The 19,787-nt window shown below is 38.0% G+C and carries 15 protein-coding genes; 6 read left to right on the plus strand and 9 right to left on the minus strand.

What is annotated here, in order from left to right; translation table 11 throughout:
* The first annotated feature begins 1 nt into the window (after window position 1).
* The 5 genes from DIZ80_03730 to DIZ80_03750 all read left to right on the plus strand — a co-directional run bounded on the left by DIZ80_03730 (window position 2) and on the right by DIZ80_03750 (window position 7,711).
* Window positions 2-1,279: a bifunctional diguanylate cyclase/phosphodiesterase gene (locus DIZ80_03730; GenBank protein ID RDH84588.1), complete on the plus strand. Its 1,278-nt coding sequence runs from the start codon at window positions 2-4 to the stop codon at window positions 1,277-1,279.
* Between the two features lie 107 nt (window positions 1,280-1,386).
* Complete coding sequence (locus tag DIZ80_03735) at window positions 1,387-2,463, plus strand: efflux transporter periplasmic adaptor subunit (protein RDH84589.1); 1,077 nt, start codon at window positions 1,387-1,389, stop codon at window positions 2,461-2,463.
* Window positions 2,460-5,555, plus strand: a complete 3,096-nt coding sequence (locus tag DIZ80_03740) for an AcrB/AcrD/AcrF family protein (GenBank protein RDH84590.1) — start codon at window positions 2,460-2,462, stop codon at window positions 5,553-5,555. The genes DIZ80_03735 and DIZ80_03740 overlap by 4 nt, the downstream gene beginning before the upstream one ends.
* On the plus strand, window positions 5,552-6,289 hold the full coding sequence (locus DIZ80_03745; protein RDH84591.1) for a phosphopantetheine-protein transferase: 738 nt from the start codon (window positions 5,552-5,554) through the stop codon (window positions 6,287-6,289). Before DIZ80_03740 ends, DIZ80_03745 begins: the two co-directional genes overlap by 4 nt.
* A 144-nt stretch (window positions 6,290-6,433) precedes the next feature.
* Window positions 6,434-7,711 carry a hypothetical protein gene (locus DIZ80_03750; protein ID RDH84592.1) on the plus strand — a complete coding sequence of 426 codons (1,278 nt, stop codon included), beginning with the start codon at window positions 6,434-6,436 and terminating at the stop codon, window positions 7,709-7,711.
* A gap of 18 nt (window positions 7,712-7,729) precedes the next feature.
* Here DIZ80_03750 and DIZ80_03755 read toward each other — a convergent pair whose 3' ends face one another.
* The 9 genes from DIZ80_03755 to DIZ80_03795 all read right to left on the minus strand — a co-directional run bounded on the left by DIZ80_03755 (window position 7,730) and on the right by DIZ80_03795 (window position 18,841).
* Window positions 7,730-10,153 carry a hypothetical protein gene (locus DIZ80_03755; GenBank protein RDH84593.1) on the minus strand — a complete coding sequence of 808 codons (2,424 nt, stop codon included), beginning with the start codon at window positions 10,151-10,153 and terminating at the stop codon, window positions 7,730-7,732.
* Window positions 10,154-10,173: 20 nt separating this feature from the next.
* Window positions 10,174-11,163: a LacI family transcriptional regulator gene (locus tag DIZ80_03760; protein RDH84594.1), complete on the minus strand. Its 990-nt coding sequence runs from the start codon at window positions 11,161-11,163 to the stop codon at window positions 10,174-10,176.
* A 15-nt stretch (window positions 11,164-11,178) separates the two neighbouring features.
* Window positions 11,179-11,358, minus strand: coding sequence for a hypothetical protein (locus DIZ80_03765; GenBank protein RDH84595.1), 180 nt, complete (start codon window positions 11,356-11,358; stop codon window positions 11,179-11,181).
* Window positions 11,359-11,367: 9 nt separating this feature from the next.
* Window positions 11,368-12,165 (minus strand): Stp1/IreP family PP2C-type Ser/Thr phosphatase, encoded by a 798-nt coding sequence (locus DIZ80_03770; GenBank protein ID RDH84596.1) that lies wholly within the window; start codon window positions 12,163-12,165, stop codon window positions 11,368-11,370.
* A 20-nt stretch (window positions 12,166-12,185) separates the two neighbouring features.
* A complete protein-coding gene (locus DIZ80_03775) occupies window positions 12,186-14,459 on the minus strand; it encodes a hypothetical protein (GenBank protein ID RDH84597.1) in 2,274 nt (757 codons plus the stop codon).
* Window positions 14,460-14,710: 251 nt separating this feature from the next.
* Window positions 14,711-15,442 (minus strand): flavoprotein, encoded by a 732-nt coding sequence (locus DIZ80_03780; protein RDH84598.1) that lies wholly within the window; start codon window positions 15,440-15,442, stop codon window positions 14,711-14,713.
* Window positions 15,442-16,062 carry a hypothetical protein gene (locus DIZ80_03785; GenBank protein RDH84599.1) on the minus strand — a complete coding sequence of 207 codons (621 nt, stop codon included), beginning with the start codon at window positions 16,060-16,062 and terminating at the stop codon, window positions 15,442-15,444. The genes DIZ80_03780 and DIZ80_03785 overlap by 1 nt, the downstream gene beginning before the upstream one ends.
* Before the next feature lie 183 nt (window positions 16,063-16,245).
* Complete coding sequence (locus DIZ80_03790) at window positions 16,246-17,073, minus strand: hydrolase TatD (protein RDH84600.1); 828 nt, start codon at window positions 17,071-17,073, stop codon at window positions 16,246-16,248.
* Window positions 17,074-17,095: 22 nt separating this feature from the next.
* Entirely contained in the window at window positions 17,096-18,841 is a 1,746-nt protein-coding gene (locus DIZ80_03795; protein RDH84601.1) for a 30s ribosomal protein S12 methylthiotransferase accessory protein YcaO, read from the minus strand.
* Window positions 18,842-18,959: 118 nt separating this feature from the next.
* On the opposite strand from DIZ80_03795, the gene DIZ80_03800 reads away from it, so the two are divergent.
* Entirely contained in the window at window positions 18,960-19,748 is a 789-nt protein-coding gene (locus DIZ80_03800) for a 16S rRNA methyltransferase (protein RDH84602.1), read from the plus strand.
* Window positions 19,749-19,787 lie beyond the last annotated feature (39 nt).

The following is a 19,787-nucleotide window of genomic DNA, read 5'->3' on the forward strand; positions in this document are numbered from 1 at the left end:
TATGAATGACACACCCGCATATGTTGCCGACAGAAATTCCCTGTTAAAAGATCTTGAGCATTTTATTAATGATCACCTGTCTGAAGGCAAAAAACTTGCCATCCTGCTTATTAATATTAATCACTTCAGACAGATTAATGTTATCTACGGTTACCAGTCTGCAGATATCCTACTTGAAGAATTTGTACACCGATTAAAAAAACTTTCTCGTGAACAGGATTATATAGCGCGTGTCGGTAACTCTGAATTTATAATGGTATTGCCTGAAATTCTAAATGAAGGGCATGTCACATTAGCCGCGAATAAATTACTTAGTTGCCTTAACACTCCTTTTAGCTTTGGTGATAGCAACCACAAAGTCATTGCTGATATGGGAATAGCCCTGTTCCCTGATCATGCAATTGATATTCAGGGGTTAATTCAAAAAGCTGAACTTGCACTATTAGACGCTAGAAGTAGCGCTAAGTCATATTCAATTTATAAGAAAAAATCACAACAGGTAGATTTTTATAACTGGGATATAGAAGATGAACTTCGCAACGCTCAGGAACGTGACGAATTCGAACTTTTTTTCCAGCCACAGGTAAACCTGCAAACAGGCAAGCTATTTGGTGCAGAAGCATTAATTCGCTGGAACAATCGCGAAAAAGGCAGGATAAGACCAGACCTGTTTATTCCCATCGCTGAAGAAAGCGGACAAATTCATAGCATAACCTGGTGGACAATTAATGCTGCCCTTCGATTAATAAAAGACTGGCCAGAAACACTTCCACCCCTGCAGGTCTCGGTTAATCTATCCGCAAAAGTTTTAAGTGACCCTGAACTGGTTCATTCTGTAAGAAGTGCTCTGAGTATCTGGGGAGCCAAACCAGAGCAGTTAACACTTGAAGTAACAGAAAGTGCATTGATGGAAGACATGGATACCAGTTTTATCACACTCGATGAGCTAAGATCATTCGGCTTGAATATATCAATAGATGATTTTGGTACAGGTTATTCATCAATGGCCTATTTTAAATACATCCCCGCAAATGAACTAAAAATTGATCAGTCATTTATACGTTATATGCTAGACAATGAAATGGATCAGCATATTGTAAAAACTGTAATTGAAATGGCACATGGTTTTGATATTAAAGTTGTCGCTGAAGGCATCGAAAATGAAGAAACTTACAACTCATTAAAAGAATTAGGTTGTGATATTGCCCAGGGATATTTTCTGGCAAAACCAATGCCACAGGATGAGTTTATTCAATGGCTGAAAAATTATCAGTCATAAATAGCAAATTTTTACTCATGAGTAAAAATTGACAGCTGAAATTAAGTTATTTTTTATCGATTATGAGCTCTTTTACTACCAGCCTCAGATGATATAATCAACATACATTGCTCTCTAAAGGTATTCCCTTGATTTCTCACTCGTTTATATCAATTACTCGAACATTGTGGTTAACCTGCTTTTGTTTTACATTAATAGCCTGCAGCGATTCTTCTTCGCAAAGACCTTCACGCAAAGCCCCGGTACACCTGATAGAAACAGTATCTGCCAGTATTCAGACTATTGCAGTTAAACAAACCATTACAGGCACTCTACAGGCTATACGTAAAGTACGAATTATAAATCAGGTGCCGGGTTTATTAACGGCTTTACCTGCTTATCCTGGTGATATCATTAAAAAGGGCCAGTTATTAGTTCAACTGGAAGATAGTTTACTCAAAGCTGAAGTTGAGAAAGCGGAAGCAACACTCAATCAGGCAAAAGTTGATTATCGTCGCCTTAAAGATCTGGCTCCACGTAAACTGGCATCAGAAAGTGAAGTCGCTCAGGCACAAACGCTGAATGATATTGCTGTTGCCAATTTACGCTTAAAACAGACAGAATTATCACATAGCCGAATCAAAGCTCCATTATCAGGCATTATCTCAGAACGTTTAGTTGAACCAGGTGATGTTATTCCTTTACATAACCACTTGCTCACACTGATTGATACATCCAGCCTGAAAGCAGAAATCAATTTAAGCGAATTACTTCTACCGTTAATAGAGGTTGGCAATCAGGTTGATATAACAATTGACGCTTTAGGTGAACAGTCATTTAACGGAAAAATAAAACGTATCCACCCCATAATTAACAAAGACACTCGCAGGGGTACAGTAGAAGTTATTTTAAACCCTGTACCCGATGGTGCAATTGCAGGTCAGTTCTGTCGTGTTAGCATTCACACGATGAGCAGATCCCGCCTGATGATTCCATATACTGCTGTAAGACATGATAAACAGGGAGCTTATGTTTATGCTTTTACCCAGAACAGGGCTAAACGCATTAATATTACAACAGGTATACAGCAGGACGAATCAATTGAGGTGCTTGATGGCCTTATCGATAAACAACAAATTATCAGTAAAGGTTTTTTTGGACTGAAAGATGACATGAGTGTAAAAATCATCTCTAATAAATCATGAGTAAATTACAACGCACAGGCGGTCTCGCCAACTGGTCAATTCAACGACCTATTGCTGTCATTATGCTGTCGCTGACAGTACTCGTTATAGGGTTATTTTCATTTGACCGTTTAAATATCAATTTACTACCCGATATTATTTATCCAAATGTAAATATACGTATACTGGAACCAGGCACTCCAGCTAAGGTAATGGAAGATAAGTTCACTCGCCAGCTTGAAGAACAGTTAGCTATTACTGAAGACGCTATACGGGTTCAGTCCGACACATCCGAGGGACGTAGCGCCGTAAATCTGATCTTTCCTTATGGCACTGATATTGATAGAGCTTTACAGGATGCCAGCACACGACTCGACAGAGCAAAACGCTTTCTACCCCAGACCGCAGAACCTGCTGTCATCTATAAACGAGACCCATCCCAGTTACCGGTAATGGAACTGATTGTTAGCTCATCAACACGCAGCTCCGTTGAACTACGTAGCTGGGTTGATTATGAATTTTCAAAATGGTTCTTAAATATTGAGGGCGTAGCTTCAACCGAAGTGGGTGGTGGTCTTGTTCGAGAAATACAGGTTATTATTGATCAGGAAAAGCTTGCCGCAGCTGGTTATAAAATAGCGGATATAAAACAACTTTTACAAAATGAAAATCAGGATATATCCAGTGGTGTTCTTTATATGGACACACACAAGCTAAGCGCACGAACAGAAGGCCGCTTCGACTCTATAGAAACAATTTCAAACTTGCCCTTAAATACCAGCCCACTGAATAGCAGTGAAAAAAACCTTATTTTAAGTGATATTGCTCAAATTATAGATGCCCATCAGGATGAAGAGTTACGCATTCGTTTAAATCAACAGCCAGGTATTAAACTTACCATTCAAAAACAACCCGACACTAATACTATTGATGTTGCCGATCGTTTACACCAACAGATTGAATGGTTTAAAACTCAAAACCTGTTGCCATCTGACATACAAATTGAAACCGTCGATGATCAATCGGTTTATGTAAAACATGCATTAAACAATGCCAGTTATGCCGCTATCAGCGGTGCATTACTGGCAATGTTAGTTGTTTATCTTTTTCTACGTGACATTCGCCGTACATTAATCGTTGCAACCGCAATTCCTCTGGCTATTTTCATTACTTTTCTAATTATGAGTTTAAATGATATTAGTTTAAACATTATGTCACTGGGTGGACTAGCGCTGGGTATAGGATTGCTGGTAGATAACACAATTGTAATGCTGGAAAACATATCACGACATCAGATGCTAGGTAAGACACCCGACATTGCAGCATCAAATGCCGCTGCAGAAGTAACTAGCGCGATCACTGCCTCTACCACAACTAACCTGGTAGCTGTTCTACCTTTTCTTTTTATAGGCGGTTTAATTGGACTGCTGTTCAGTGAATTAATTATTACCTTAAGTGCTGCTATCATTGCATCACTGGTCGTTGCATTAACATTGATTCCCGCACTTGGAGCAAAGATACAGGCACCAGTAGATCAGAAAAAAAATACTTTTTTCGATACATTAAAACAGAATTACAAGAAGGTTTTGACATTTTTACTACCCCATAGCTTACTCATATTTAGCCTGTTTAGCATCGTATTAATATTAAGCTCTATGCAGTTACTTGACGCAAAAAATAGTTTCTTTCCAACAATGGATGAAGGCAAGGTTTCAATAAGCATTAGCACTGAACCGGGAACCCGACTTAGCGAATTAGATAAAACATTACAAATAATTGAAAAACTCGTTTTACAGCAACCCGAAGTTAGCACCGCTTTTGTAAGCTCCGGTGGCTTTGTGTTTGGCCGATCCCAGTTTCAGAAAAGCAACCGTGGATCAATATCGGTTCAACTAAAACCTTTATCCAAAAGAAATAATATAAGCAGCTCAAACTGGGTCAAAAAAACTAACAAAAAAATAAAGAAGCTACAACTTGCTGGTTACAAAGTCCGTATGCGCGTAAAGGGTGTGCGTGGCATACACACAAGCCATGGTGATGATGATTTTAGCCTGCGTATTCAAGGCTCTGAGATCGAAGTTTTAACCGAAATAGCTGAAACTATTATCGAGAAAATACGGTTAATTCCTGAATTAAAGAATTTGAGTCATAGCTATGAAGAACAAAGCAATGAACTGGTTATAAAAGTAAAACGCCAACGAGCGGCTGATTTAAATATCAGCACAGAAGACATAGGCACAGCATTACAACTGGCATTAAATGGACAGGTCGCGACAGAGTATATTGAAGGTGACAGAGAATATGATATTCGTTTACGTTTACAACGAAGCGAAATAAAACAGTTACATGATATAAATAACATTATTATTTCACTACAGCAGGGTGAAGCCATACGCTTATTTGATGTTGCTGACATTAGCATTTCACCTGCTCCCAGTATCATTAAACGGGATAATCAATTACGTATAAATGAAATTTCAGCCTCGGTTAATTCTGATGTAGATTACCAGCAGTTAATTGAAAGAGTATTTGATATCGTGAATGAGATGCCCATACCCGATGGATATATTGTTTATGACGGTGGCACACTTGATACACTCAAGGAAAGTAGCTCAACCAGTTATATCTTATTAGCGTTAGCCGTATTTCTGGTTTTTGTTGTAATGACTGTTCAATATGAATCCCTGACCAATCCAGTTATTATTATTTTAGGCGTACCCTTTACATTAATAGGTGTTTATCTAGCAGTTGAATTCGCACTTGATGGTCGGCTAAGTATGCCTGCCAGACTGGGAATAATTATGTTGGCAGGCATTGTGGTTAATAATGCGATCGTACTGGTTGAACAAATTGAAATTTGTCGACAACAGGGCATGGAAAAAGTAAATGCCGTATTAGAAGCAGCTATGTTACGCCTAAGGCCTATACTTATGACCAGTTTAACAAGCGTCTTCGGTATGCTACCTCTGGCTCTGGGTTTAAGTGAAGGCTCTGAAATGCTAAAACCACTAGCCACAGTCGTGGTTTTTGGGTTGTCATTTTCATTACTGGTATCTTTAATACTTATCCCCATGCTGTATTTACTTGTTCATAAGAAGGAATCGTTAACTTGAGCGATTGGTATAATCAGGATTCATATACAGAACTTGCTGAAAATGATATTCACATATGGCTCAATTACCTGAATGTTCATGAAGCCAGAATAAAGCACCTCTACCCGCTTCTATCCAATAAAGAAAAAGAACGTAGCGAACGATTTAAGTTTTATAAACACCGTAAAGCATTCATAGCTTCTCATGGTTTTATGCAAATGGTGCTTTCATATTACATTGATGCATCTGCAGGTGAAATTGAGTTTACTCAAACAGAGTTGGGGAAACCCTCACTCATTGAAAAACAGAATTCTAATAACATCCAATTTAACTTAAGTCATTCAGGCAATATTGCGATACTTGCTGTGTGTAAACAACATGCTTTGGGAGTAGATATTGAATACGCTGAAAGAAAAATAGAATGGCAGGGTATTAGCAAACGGTTTTTTACTCCAAATGAGCAATCACAACTTTTTAAATTACACGAATCAGCTCAAAGAGATGCTTTTTTCCAGGTCTGGACGCGTAAAGAAGCGCATATGAAAGTAACAGGTCAGGGTTTATCTCTGGCACCATCGCATTTTGAAGTCACTGTTCCACCGTCACCCGCCGAGTTTATTGGCAATATGAAAACAGTAGACAATCATTATTACAAAATGAAAGATATCAGGTTGCCAGACATGTTTAAAGATTACTTCGCCTGTCTATCTGCTGACTTTGATTTTGACAACATTACCCAGTTCATACACTCCTGAAATAAAATATCTACGTTTAAGCATATAATGGTTAACTCTATAATCCATATATCACGCCTTGAATTTATCAAATCTTATATTATTATCTTTCTATACCTTTACTTTAAACCATAGAGTTTTAATAACTTCCTGGAGACAGTTAGAATGATTAATAAGAATATTCTTATTTTCATCATATTCATTATCAGCTCTAAAACTTATGCCATAGATATATTAACTGGACAGGACAGTCTGGAATTTCATGGTTATTTTCGCGGAGGTCTGGGATCAAGCGAATCAGGTGCAACACAGGCAAAATTTCAGGCACCCGGGGCACGCGCAAAATATCGCTTAGGCAATGAACCTGAAACCAATATGGAGTTGCAGCTAACTTACACTTACGACATGAAAGAACCTGAAAATGAAAACAGCCATGTTCAGGGTATTATTATGCTTGATGGTTTTAAACATCACGGTGAGAGCAATAGTTTTACAGTAGACAATCTTGCTCAGGGTTATTTGAGTTTTAATAATTTTTTTAACAATGAAATAAAACTTTGGGTCGGGCGTCGTTATTATGATAGAAAATCTATCCATATTATGAACCATTACTGGCTTAATCCCGGACAACGCTCACAGGCTGGAGCTGGCATTGAAGATATAAATACAGGTAGTGGAAAATTAGATATTGCCCTGTTCCGTTATGAAGATGATTTTGATATCAACGGAACATCTCACTTAATAAACAGCACAAGCATTGATACTCGATGGCATGATCTAAACATAAATGATAATTTAAAGTTAACACTCTGGGCCGGATTGTCTCTACGTCATGCAAATGATGATCTCAATTATGAAGATAAATCAGGATATGGCCTGGGTGGATGGTTAGATCATAAACATTTAAATATAAAAAACACCTCTGTCATTATTTACCAGACAGGATCTGCAATCACGCAGGCAGACTTTAACCCTAACCCTATTCGTGAAGATAAGGGCTGGGAGCTTGATAACGCAACAGCTCTTGAAATAAGTAATACATTAACTTACGAGTCGCTTCCAGATCACTCTATACAATGGACCTTGCTCTATCGCCATGAAGATCATGGCTTTACTGAAAACACCGATTTCAGTTGGTACAGCACAGGTGCAAGACCCATTTTTTATTTCAGTAAACACATAAACCTGGCATTTGAAGCCGGAATTGATTATGTCGATGACGAAGTTAATAATCGCAATGGAACATTAACAAAACTCAGTACTGTATTACAGATTTCGGCTGATAGAGGACTAAAAAGTCGGCCCGTACTACGTTTTTTCGTTACGCTTGCTGAATGGAGTGATGAGCTGAAAGGGCTTATCGGTCATTTTCCTGGAAATGCACCCTATGCTAACGATACCCAGGGCTGGACGGTTGGAGCTCAAGCTGAAGTATGGTGGTAATTATAAAGTCACAGAGCATTACACTAAACTGTCTAAATCACAGGGCACTGTAAACCAGAAGATACTACCCACTCCTTCTTTACTTTCAACACCCACTTCTCCTCCCATATACTCTATCAATTGTTTACAGATAACCAGACCTATACCTGTACCATCTACGCTCGACCCATCTGCTCCAAGTCTTTCAAATGGAGTAAATAACTTATCAATACCTTCCTGAGAAATACCGAAACCGGTATCTATAATTTTAAATTTAATATGTGAATTATTTACATCTGAACAATTTATTATAACTTTTCCATTTGGCTTATTATATTTAATTGCATTAGTTACAAAGTTGATAAAAACCTGCTTTAATCTTGTTTCATCAGCCATAACAAATGGCTGTAGACAACTAGTCACTTCATCTTCAATACTAATATTCTGAGACTCTGCATATAATTTAGTTAATTTTAAACTATCAATTAACACATCACATGCATTGATACTTTCAATTTTTAAAACAAGGCCGCCTGATTCAATACGTGCCAGATCCAGCACTTCATTTATTAACTCAAGGAGATGCCCGCCAGCTTCTAAAATCTCATTAATATTACTTGAAACATTCTCATCATCAATATTCGCAAGATCCATTTCAAGCAATTGAGCAAAGCCGAGTATCGCATTTAACGGAGTGCGTAATTCATGACTCATTTTTGAAAGAAATTCAGATTTTGCCTGATTTGCTTTTTCAGCATACTCTTTAGCATTCAGGATTTCTTTTTCAAAATATTTACGTTCGGTAATATCATGATACGTGCCTAGTATACCAATAACTTTTCCATCAATATCATGCAAAGGAATTTTATTAGTTTCTACACAGGTTTCAGCTTCTGATGATGTTTCCTGAGTCTCCTGAATATTATACTCTGCCTGATCCGAGCCCATTACTCTACGATCAGTAGCTACATAGAAATCTGATTCGTCTTTTGTCCAGGGCAGATCATAGTCTGTCTTCCCTATAATCTCTTCAGGGTACTGCAAACCACAAACATCTATAAAATTTTTATTACATCCTAAATAGACAGAATTAATATCTTTCCAGAAAACATACTGAGGGATGTTATCCATTATAAGTTTAAGAAACTGTGTTGACTCTTCCAGTTTAATTTCAGCTTCAATTCTGTCTTTATTTTCACGCTGTAAGCTTTCATTAGAAGCAAGCAAGTCTCTTGTTCTTTCTTCTACACGTTTTTCAAGTGACTCCTGAGACGCAAGCAACTCCTTCTCTCTTAAATCAACTGTTTTAGCTGCAACATTAAATGCATCTGCAAGCACATTGATTTCATAACTCGTGCTTTCATCTGCATTAAATAACTCATAATCCCCTTTCTCTAAAGACCTCACCGATTTAACTAATTTATCGATTGGAGTGGTAATACTATAACGAGAAAAAATCAAACCTATAGGCAATAAAGTCAAAATTGATATAAGAAACACAAAAAACATGACAATTATGGTGTCATTAATTTGCATATTAATAATATTTTTATTAAGACTTGAAACCAGGTAAAATCTCTCACCACTAGAAAGAGGAATAGAATATGACTCTATCAAATAATTCTTATGTTTTATCCAGCTTGTTTTATGATCATCTTTATCATTAAAAAGCCCTGGCGAATACTTTAAACTTTCTAGCCTTGCACCATTTATATCATCACCGATATGCTTATTATTTGGTAAAATTATACTATGTTTTGCTCTGGAGCCTTTAGACAATACATTTAAAATTGATTCATTTATAGGATTAACCAGATATAAACTACCAATATTCTTTTTAGCACCGTCCAGATACAACCTGTCCACACTAGATACTGCTTCCACACCAACTATTTCTTCATGGTAAGTATAAACACTCTCAGCTCTATTTACGGCTGGTTCAATATTAACCACCGGAAACAAATTATTATTTTCAGAAACTATCCATTCATTATCATTTTCAACCGATAATATATAAACAGGCTTTCCTGATTTGAATGATAAGATACCCATTGCAACTTCACCAGGTCTCGAGAAAGCCGTTAACCAGCCATTTTTATCATAAACTCTTAATTCATATAAGCGTGTGGATTTAGCATAATCATATAATGCGTGAGCTATGTTTTTCTTCTCTTCATCGTAAATATTAGCCTGATATGTTTCTATTTCAGCATATTCAGAAATAAGATTAAGAGAGTTTATTACTGTATTCCGATTAGACAATTCTTCTGCATAAAATCGGGTATCTACCTGAATCTGATTAAAGCTACTCTTTGCTCGCTCATAATAACTTTTAAAATTTAATCGAGTTGAATTTTCATAATCATCTTTAATAATGAAACTTAAAGACAAACCCGCCAGTAACATACTTCCCCCCATTGAGAGAACAAGTAATAACATTATTTTTTTTCTGATCGTTTTCATGTTTATTTAATTATATCTGATTAAAATATAGGTGAAATTTTCTCAACATTTTCTTTAGTTATAATTTTACTTTCAACTCGAACAATTTTTGGTACTGATTTGCCATGTAATATCCTGAGTACTATCTCTGCAGTTTCTTTGGCACAGGTCGGATAAACAAATGAAGCAGATTGATTTCCTGTTCTAATAGCTTCTCTTGCTTCATTTATATAATCAATGCCCACTATTAATTTCTCTTTAGGTGAGATACCCGCCTTTTTTAAAGCCAGTCGAGCACCTACCGCCATACTATCACTCTGAGAATATATAGCATCAAAGGCTATATTTTCCATTATAGCGGCTTCAGTCTGGGTAATAGCATCTCCACGAAGGTAATTTGCATCTTTTATAGCACTGACTTTAATTCCGGGATAGCGTTTTAAGCTATTCATAAAACCATCTGTCCTGGCTATCGCAGTTGTTGCTGTGGGTACACCGCGCAGCACAAGCACATTACCTTTGCCTGATAACTTTTTCGAAATATATTCCCCGGCTTTTGTTGCAATCTGATAATCATCAGGCGCAATCAACGTAGTATAATCATCTGATGTAATAGTACGGGTAATTAATACGACAGGAATACCCTGTTTGTAGACTCGTGATATCGCGGGTGTGCTCGTTACCCCATTTCTCGGGCTTGTAATTAAGACATCCACTTTTTGATAAGCCAGATTTTCAATATCCTGTATCTGTTTAGCACTATCCCCGCCTGCATCTGTAACTATTAACTTGATTTCAGGATGTTTTTTGAATTCCGTAATGAGCTCATTCACCTGCGCCCTTCTCCAGTCATTTGCAAGTGTATCCTGTGCAAAACCTACTATATATTGTTTATCATGCTCACTTTTGTCTGCATGTGATAATTGTATATTGATACTAAAAATTATTGTTATTAATACGATACATTTTGTAAACAGTTTAAATAAATGTGCATTCATAGGGTGTTGACTCTTTTTAATATTTTTATACATTTGCCAGTTTAGAGTTTAACCTAATATTGTCAAAACGACTATAACGACTACTGCAACCCCAATAAGTACTGAAATAATTACGGACCAATGCTTTTCCTGTATTTCTTTTTTATCTTCTTCATTTACTATCTTATGTATATCATTTAAAACTTTACCCGCTACAAGCTGATCAATATTTTTCTTTAACTTATCCATATTACCCTCTCAATTAGCCATCACTTCAGACTTAACTATTATCACCGATATATTATCTACTCCACCATTATCATTAGCTCTGGTTATCAACTCATCAACCGCAGTTTCCAGACATTCATTCTTTTCTAAAATCAGCTTTATCTGCTCATCAGATACACAGTTAGTCAAACCATCAGAACATAATAAGTAAATTCTATTTTGATTTAATTCTAAACGATTTGCCTGTATATCAGGGTCATCTACCAAACCTATTGCCTGGCTAATCATGTGATGCATCGGCATAATTTCAAATTCATGCTGATTAATTTTTCCTTCGTTTAGCATTTTCTGCAACATAGTATGGTCTTCTGTTACCTGTTTAAGTAACTGCTGAGAATACTGATAACACCTTGAGTCACCTAAATGACTGATTGCTACTTCATTATCATGAATTAACATCGCAACAATTGTGGTTGCCATATTATTCAAATCAAAATTAAGTTTTTGTTGTTCCATTATATGCAGGTTTGCATCAGCAATAGCATGTTTAAGTGTAAGACTTAACCAGTCAGAACCATAACCTCCACCACTATGTGCCTGCAAAATAGCCTTTGCCACATATGCCTGTATAGTATCTACTGCTAGCTTACTGGCGACTTCGCCACCTTTATGCCCACCTACACCATCAGCCACAAGCAAGAGCACTGCATTACTATGCTCAAACTCTGACATCAATATACTATCCTGATTTTGCTGACGTACCTTACCTCTATCTGTACCTCCTGCATAAACAATTGATGTGTTTTTATCCGTCATCATATTTTCCATTAACCAGATAGTTTATATAACTACTCTGATGGCATGCCTCTATTCAATGCATCTGCCATCTCAGCACCATTTGCATAACGCTTTTCAGATTTTTTCTGTAAAGCCTTATTGGTAATACGTGTTGCACTGGCAGGTAATTCAGGTCGAATTTCTCGAATAGATTTATGTTTTTCATTGGTAATTTTATAAGCTAAATTACCCAGACTATCTGCATCAAACGGTAGATTACCTGTTAACAGTTGATACATGCTCACCCCAAGTGAATACAGATCAGCCTGCCCATCCACTCGGGAACCGGTCATTTGTTCTGGCGCCATGTAAGACGGACTGCCCATAAAACTTCCTGTGCGGGTTTTCACCGAATCGGTAATGCGCGCAATACCAAAATCAGTGATTTTAATTTGCCTGTCTTCCGGGTTATACATAATATTTCCCGGTTTTATATCACGGTGAACGATATTCTGACTATGGGCATAACCCAGAGCATCCGCTACTACCTGTAAAATTCGATACACTTCACGCACTGGTAATAATTTGTTCTTCTGAGTGAAATCAGAAAGTGGCACGCCTTCTACATAATCCATTGCAATAAAGGCAAAACCATCTTCTTCACCCACATCATAAACTGTCACTATATTATTATGTGACAAACGGCCTGCTGCTTCTGCTTCACGAAAAAATCGTGACTTTACTGTTTTTAATTCTGTTTTATTAAACTGGGTATAATCAAGTGTCTTAATTGCAACCTTTCTATTTATTTTAGGATCCCTACCTAAATACACCACGCCCATTGCACCACGCCCCAGTTCCTTTTCAATTTTATAACGTCCAAATTCTGGCATTTCCATATCAGGCATAACCAGTGTTTTCTGCGCCTGGGCAGGTGATAATATTTCTGTACGTGTTTCCGAAAAACCACTAAGAGATTTCAGTCGCTTATCTATATCTTTGTATTTCTTCTGTCGAATATTTATTTCTGAATAAATCTGTAATGCCCTGTCATATTGGCGCTTACGTTCAAAACTAAGGCCTATTTCATATAAATCAGACAATACCTCTTCATTAGCCTGGCATTTAAGTAAACTTGTAATAGCTGTCTCATAATCACCTTTTTGATATTGATAATGCCCCAATTGAAACCAGGCATCTGTTTGCTTCTGAGACAGGTCTTTTAATATGTCATAACCAGACAGATAAACATAAACCGATATCTGGCCTATAAACATAAATAACAATAAGTTAATTGTCGGCCACCATACCCCGTTTAATATCAACAGCACAGGTTGAACTGATATGATTCCCAGTATAATAAATGCACCTAAAAACAAACCACTTGTTTTTGATAATAACGGCAACACCCATAACAGGTAGATACCAAGTACACACATAATGACGGGCAATAACCACCAGCTATATGCCGGCGTATGATAAACAGCACCCGCATCAATACTGCTTAGCGAGTCTGCCAACACCTGTAACTGATGTTCGTCCTGACCAATTAGAACTATTTTATTTTTAAAGTACGATTTTGATTTTTTTTCTGCCATCTCTAAAGACAGTGAATTAATTCGTGTATGCCTATTCGTAAGATCAGAGAAATAATTAAACACTTTTCCTGACAGACCTGTTTTTATTTTAAGCGTATCCAGTTTTATAAGGCCCGATTCATTCCAGAATAATTTTTTATTATTTTGATACTGGCTAAACAAAGCAAGACTCAGATCAGGTAATGTAAATGACCCATCATGGTCATACCATATTAACGATTTTTCACCTGACTCCTGATAATCGAAAGGGTATACACGATAAGGCAATTCAGTTTTAGTTAATCTGAAGGTTTTTTTCTGTGATAAAAACAGTGCAGGTATGTATTTGCGCCAACCATCCTGGTAGATCAGTACTTCATTATAAGGAATGTTGTTTTGATGCTGAGCTGTATTTTTATATTGTGTGAGAAAGACATTCTGATTTTCTAACATCCATGCCAGCTTATTACGCTCCCCTTCTGTTGGTTTCCAGTGAACGGTCTCTTCTACTTTCTTATCCTTGTTCTTTTCTTTTTGTTTTTTATTTTTCTTCTTTTCTGGAGGTTCCTGCTGAACATAATCCATCTGAGGAAAGTCATCTGTCAGCCAGACAATTTCCGCTGCTTTGGATTTGTCTAATTTACGTAATAAAAACCGGAAATCCTTAATACCCTGCGGTTTCTGCAGTTGAGATTCACTTAACTGAACAACACGCACACCACTGATTTCAGCCTGTGCGGGCAATAAATAACTGGCAAAGCGGAACATCTGGGCATCAAGCCAGCGAACAGTGCTATTTTGTGGCGACAACAAAGCCAGTAAAAAGCAAATTAAAATAAAAAGAGAAAAATAAAGTCTTCGATGCTGATTCAAAATAAGCGCTTATTATAATTATGGGAATAAGCACTATTTATAGCAGATTTGAGGGCATAATTGCACAACTATGTACAATTATGGGAAACAGTTCCAAGTATATTACGTCGCAGAAACATCAGCCAATGCTAATGTTTCTGCAATTTTTATTCAACAGCCGAGCCTACATCCAGTCGTTCAAACCAGTTAAGAAAGTTCTGCACATCCTCACCTTTAAATATTCTTCCATGCTGTGGTGCCATGTACTCAATATCGAGCTTTCTAACTCTATTGATCCAGTCCTGCTTGGCTCTATTTGATGGCATCCAGCGTTGATGAAACATCTTCATCTTCCCAGTGTGTTCTTCAAAATCCTCTACATACATTGATGCACCGGGCGTCTCTAATGCGGCACCCACATCACCGCTCATTAAAACTTTAGCCTGAGGGTCATACACATGAAAGTTACCTGAAGAATGCAGATAATGCGCCGGAATAAACTGCAACTTTGCATTATTCAACACGATAGACAAACCATCATCAGGAATCGCATTATAATTAATATTATTTAAACCAAAATGACGAATGAAACTTTCCCATATCCATGGTGCGTGAAGCGTTGCTTTTGGTAATGCTTCATCCCATAAGCCTAATGAAGAAATGATATCCGGATCCTGATGAGATGCAAAAATATCAACCAGATTTTCAATCTCTGTGTGCCTTAATACGGCAGCCAGCATAGATGAAAATATCTCTATACCTCCCGGATCCATTAAAAACGATTTATCTCCATCAACAATCATATATTGATTTGTATCGATGATTTTATCTGGTTTATCCGGATCACGCCCAAATACGATCCATTGATGCCTGCCGTTATAAAAGATGGTAGATTTCATTATTTTCCTGTCATTTTTGTAAGATCATCAAGATAGGTTTTACAGATTTTAATTTCACTTGTTATATCATCGCTACAGCCCTCAAGGTCATTTGCAATGGCAAATAAATTGGTCTGATACTCACCCGCTCTTGATGCTTCAGTTCTGGAATTTGTTACGATAACTTTAGCAGCTCGAATACCCTGAGAAATGTCATCAAATAAAGCAGACAGATATTTACAGTCATCTGCCTGAGATTTCTTTAATTCGCTTATTTTTATATGCAATTTTTCAATTAATGCTGAAATTTCTCTGGCTTTAGATTCACTTTCCAGCTTTTCAATTGCCTTGGTAAAATTATTAAGCGCATTATTTGTTCTTTTTTCATTAACCGCAGTAATAGAAAACTTCAATGCAACTGCATTTATTTTTGATGAGATCGAGATAGTGTCTCGAGCCATATCACTTATAAACTCGGTAATAGGTTTAAAACCGGCGGTTTTATCCCCACCCCTGATCGATATGCATTTAGCATTACTTGAACTGATATACATTACTTTTGTAATTTCAAGCATTCGATAAAGTCTGCCCGCCAGTAATGCGGAAATAACGAAAGGAGGTTGTAGTTCTATTTTTGCCATATTAATAATATATAAATAAACTCACTGATTAATTGCCATTAATTATGGGTATATCAATAAACTTTGATATGTCTCAACATTAATGTCGCCCTGTATTTAATTACAGACACCCATTGAATATAGCCCAATATAAGAAAAGAGTAAGTGATTTAAGCACATGAGATACCACTTATTAACAAAAAACTAGCGAAGATTAAAAAAATGCCGCGCTGAAGCCGTCGTCTGTTTAGCCACCTCGCTGGGCTCCTCATCTTTATATCGAGCCAGAGCAGTACATACGTGAGGTAATACAAAAGGTTCATTACGCCTTTCCTGTAAATCAGCCGATATCGAATCAGGTAGATCACGGGGCATCAGATAAGGCGCATCAGTTTCTATCATCAACTGCGACAACGGTATTTCTTTTACTGCCTTTTGCAATGACTGGCCACGACGCTCATCACATAACCAGCCGGTAATGCCAATCATTAAATCCAGCTCAAGATATGCTTTTGCTTCTTCTACTGTACCGGTAAAGCAATGCGCAACGCCACCGGTTAATTGATCACGCCAGCGCACCAGAATAGACATAAAATCGGCATGCGCATCCCTTTGATGAAGAAAGACAGGTAACCTAAGGTCGGCAGCTAGCTCAAGTTGTGCCTCAAAACTGCGTCGCTGGTCTTTTGGGTCAGAAAAATTGCGATTATAATCAAGACCACATTCACCAATGGCCCTGACACTGTTAGTTTGCGCCATACCATAAATTTCCTGAGCTGTTTTATCAGTCCACTCTTTAGCATGATGAGGGTGAACACCCGCTGTTGAAAATAAAACACCGGGCCATTTCTCACATAATTCAATCGCGGCGTCACTGTGCTGCAAATTTGTGCCTGTAATAACCATTTGCGACACACCGGAACCCGTTGCGCGGTTAATTACCTGAGTTAAATCTTTCTGAAATGATTTAGCGGTCAGATTTACGCCTATATCAATAAGATCACTATATGTTTCTGCTTTATCTGTCGACATTATTTAATCACTAATACAAAATTCACGACCAGTTTTCAAGCTTCGCTTTATGCAATTTAGCATAACCATCCAGCAGTTTTTTATGCAGGGTAAAACCATCCAGACTCAAGCCGGGGCTATGTAACCCATGAAATTTTTCTTCACCTTCCAGTAGTTTAATCCCGACACTGATGACTTCATCACCATACATCAAATTAAGGCTTTCTATATAATCATCATAGTTACGAGCATCATCCAGTTTAATTTCCAATAAAGCCTGCAAACCTCTATAAAAACGAATACGTTCATCGCTTAACTGGTCCATCTGTAAACACCAGTCATTCCACTCCATAGCCTGATCATAGTCTTCTAGTGCCAGACACAACATGGCTTTTAATTCACCAATGCGCAAGCCGGCCCAGACAGTACCCGGGTTTGGCGCTACACCAATAAACTCTGCAACACGTTGCACTTCGTTATAACCACCCTCTTCGAGACGTTGCAAGATAGATTGCCATTGATTTTTATCCAGATGATTGAGTAACAGAATTTCTTCACGAAATAATGCACCTTCATTATTATTACTCCACTCCAGATCATCTACCGGATAGATATCCGACATACCGGGAACAACAATACGGCAGGCGTAAACATTTAGATGGTTGTAATCTGATATATAAATATCAAATCCCATTTCATGAATTAATCGACTGCAATATTCAAACTCATCTTCAGTGCTCGAGTTATGGTTCCAGTCAGAAAATTCATAATCCGGTTTGTTTTTAAAGAAGTCATAAGAGATCAATCCACTGGAGTCGATGAAATGGCTTTCCAGATTATGGTGATCAGCACACTCTTCCAGATCAAATGACGGAGGCAGAAAACCATCCAGTTGATCAAGGCTTCTACCCTGCAGCAGTTCAGTAACCGTACGCTCGAAAGCAACCTCAAAACAGGGGTGTGCGCCAAATGAGGCGAAAACAGCTCCGTCTTTCGGGTTAATTAAAGTCACACTGATTACCGGGTATTTACCTCCTAATGAGGCATCTGCAACCCGCAAGTGATAACCATGTGACTCCAGTTCATCCATAGATTTTTTAATGCCCGGAAAACGAGCGATGACATCTGAAGGAATCTCGGGCAGACAAATGCCTTCCGCAATGATTTTATTTTTAACATAACGCTCAAAAACCTCAGACAGGCTCTGCACTCTGGCCTCATTCTGAGTATTTCCTGCTGACATGCCATTACTGACATAGACATTGCCAATAACATTAACAGGGATATAGACGGTTTTGTTATCTCGTAGGCGCTCATAAGGCACAGCGCAAATACCGCGCTCACCTACGCCAGAATTAGTATCCACAATATTATGCGGTTTTAACACCCTGTCAGGGTCATAATAATCCCAGAGAGAATCATCCATTAAACCATCCGGCATGGTATCGCTATCAGCATCAAACCATTTTTCATCCGGATAATGAACAAAATCCGCCTTTGCAAAGTCCTGTCCCAGATAAAAATCTGCAAAAAAATAGTTACAGCTTAGGCGCTCAAAATACTCACCCAACGCACTTGCCAGACAGGCTTTAGCTGTCGCTCCTTTACCATTTGTAAACATCAGACCACAATCTTTATCACGTATATGCACAGAATAGACATTGGGTACCGGGTTTAACCAGGAGGCTTCTTCTATATCAAAATTCAAATCTTTCAACTTCTGCTGCATGGTTTCAATAGAAGTTTCCAGGGCCTGATCCTTGCCTATAATGAAAGTTTGTTCGTTCATAATATTCTTATTCCAGTAGGTGCACTCTCAGGCGCACATTGTTTGGTATCTGTGCACCTGAGGGGGCAGCTACAATATGTAATGGCACAGAAGAGCGAATCTTATTACAATTTGCCTAATGAAAACACCAACACATCACCTATTAAGTGTCAGCTTTGCCCATCAGGCACAAAAACAGGCCGCCGAAGCCTTTGCCTGTGAATTTAACCTGCCTTGTCAGGCACTACACAAAGCACAATCTGAACTCACTCTGAACTTCACTGAAATGCAGTTAGAACTTATCGATCTATCTCAAAACATGAAACTCAGTATTGATTTTGTTGGTGGAAGCCTGGGGCATCGAAAAAAATACGGTGGTGGTAAAGGCCAGACCATTGCTAAAGCCATTGGCATAAAACAGGGCAAGCCTGTGCCCAGCGTGCTGGACGCAACGGCCGGGCTGGGTAAGGACAGTTATGTCTTTGCCTGCCTGGGCTGCCCGGTTACATTAATCGAACGCTCACCGGTCATTGCCGCTCTGGTCAAAGATGGAATTGAACGCGCCAGTCTGAATATTGAGTTCACTGAGATCATTGATAAAGGCTTTGTCCTGCACAATTGTGATGCCCTGGAATACATACAGGCAATAGAAAGCAATAATAAACCAGATGTAATTTACCTTGATCCAATGTATCCGGAGAAAAAAAAATCTGCCTCGGTTAAAAAGAATATGCAAATGCTGCAAAAATTACTCGGACATGATCTGGATACAGATAAAGTATTAGAAGCCGCTTTAGACAAAGCAGAAAAGCGTGTAGTTGTTAAACGCCCCAAAGGAGCTCCCGTTTTGCAGGCTAATAAGCCTCCTACCCTGAATTATGAAAGCAAAGGCACACGTTATGATGTTTATATAATTCAGTCCAGATAACACATTAAGAACAGGCAGATTCAGGCTACTCGAAGCCAG

The organism is endosymbiont of Galathealinum brachiosum, assembly GCA_003349885.1.
GTDB lineage: Bacteria > Pseudomonadota > Gammaproteobacteria > SZUA-229 > SZUA-229 > SZUA-229.

Coding starts and splice junctions, on each gene's coding strand:
- DIZ80_03740 (RDH84590.1), top strand. CDS start 2,460: ATGAGTAAATTACAACGCACAGGCGGTCTCGCCAACTGGTCAATTCAA.
- DIZ80_03770 (RDH84596.1), bottom strand. CDS start 12,165: ATGGAAAATATGATGACGGATAAAAACACATCAATTGTTTATGCAGGA.
- DIZ80_03780 (RDH84598.1), bottom strand. CDS start 15,442: ATGAAATCTACCATCTTTTATAACGGCAGGCATCAATGGATCGTATTT.
- DIZ80_03800 (RDH84602.1), top strand. CDS start 18,960: ATGAAAACACCAACACATCACCTATTAAGTGTCAGCTTTGCCCATCAG.
- DIZ80_03750 (RDH84592.1), top strand. CDS start 6,434: ATGATTAATAAGAATATTCTTATTTTCATCATATTCATTATCAGCTCT.
- DIZ80_03760 (RDH84594.1), bottom strand. CDS start 11,163: ATGTATAAAAATATTAAAAAGAGTCAACACCCTATGAATGCACATTTA.
- DIZ80_03730 (RDH84588.1), top strand. CDS start 2: ATGAATGACACACCCGCATATGTTGCCGACAGAAATTCCCTGTTAAAA.
- DIZ80_03765 (RDH84595.1), bottom strand. CDS start 11,358: ATGGATAAGTTAAAGAAAAATATTGATCAGCTTGTAGCGGGTAAAGTT.
- DIZ80_03785 (RDH84599.1), bottom strand. CDS start 16,062: ATGGCAAAAATAGAACTACAACCTCCTTTCGTTATTTCCGCATTACTG.
- DIZ80_03775 (RDH84597.1), bottom strand. CDS start 14,459: ATGTTCCGCTTTGCCAGTTATTTATTGCCCGCACAGGCTGAAATCAGT.
- DIZ80_03795 (RDH84601.1), bottom strand. CDS start 18,841: ATGAACGAACAAACTTTCATTATAGGCAAGGATCAGGCCCTGGAAACT.
- DIZ80_03755 (RDH84593.1), bottom strand. CDS start 10,153: ATGAAAACGATCAGAAAAAAAATAATGTTATTACTTGTTCTCTCAATG.
- DIZ80_03790 (RDH84600.1), bottom strand. CDS start 17,073: ATGTCGACAGATAAAGCAGAAACATATAGTGATCTTATTGATATAGGC.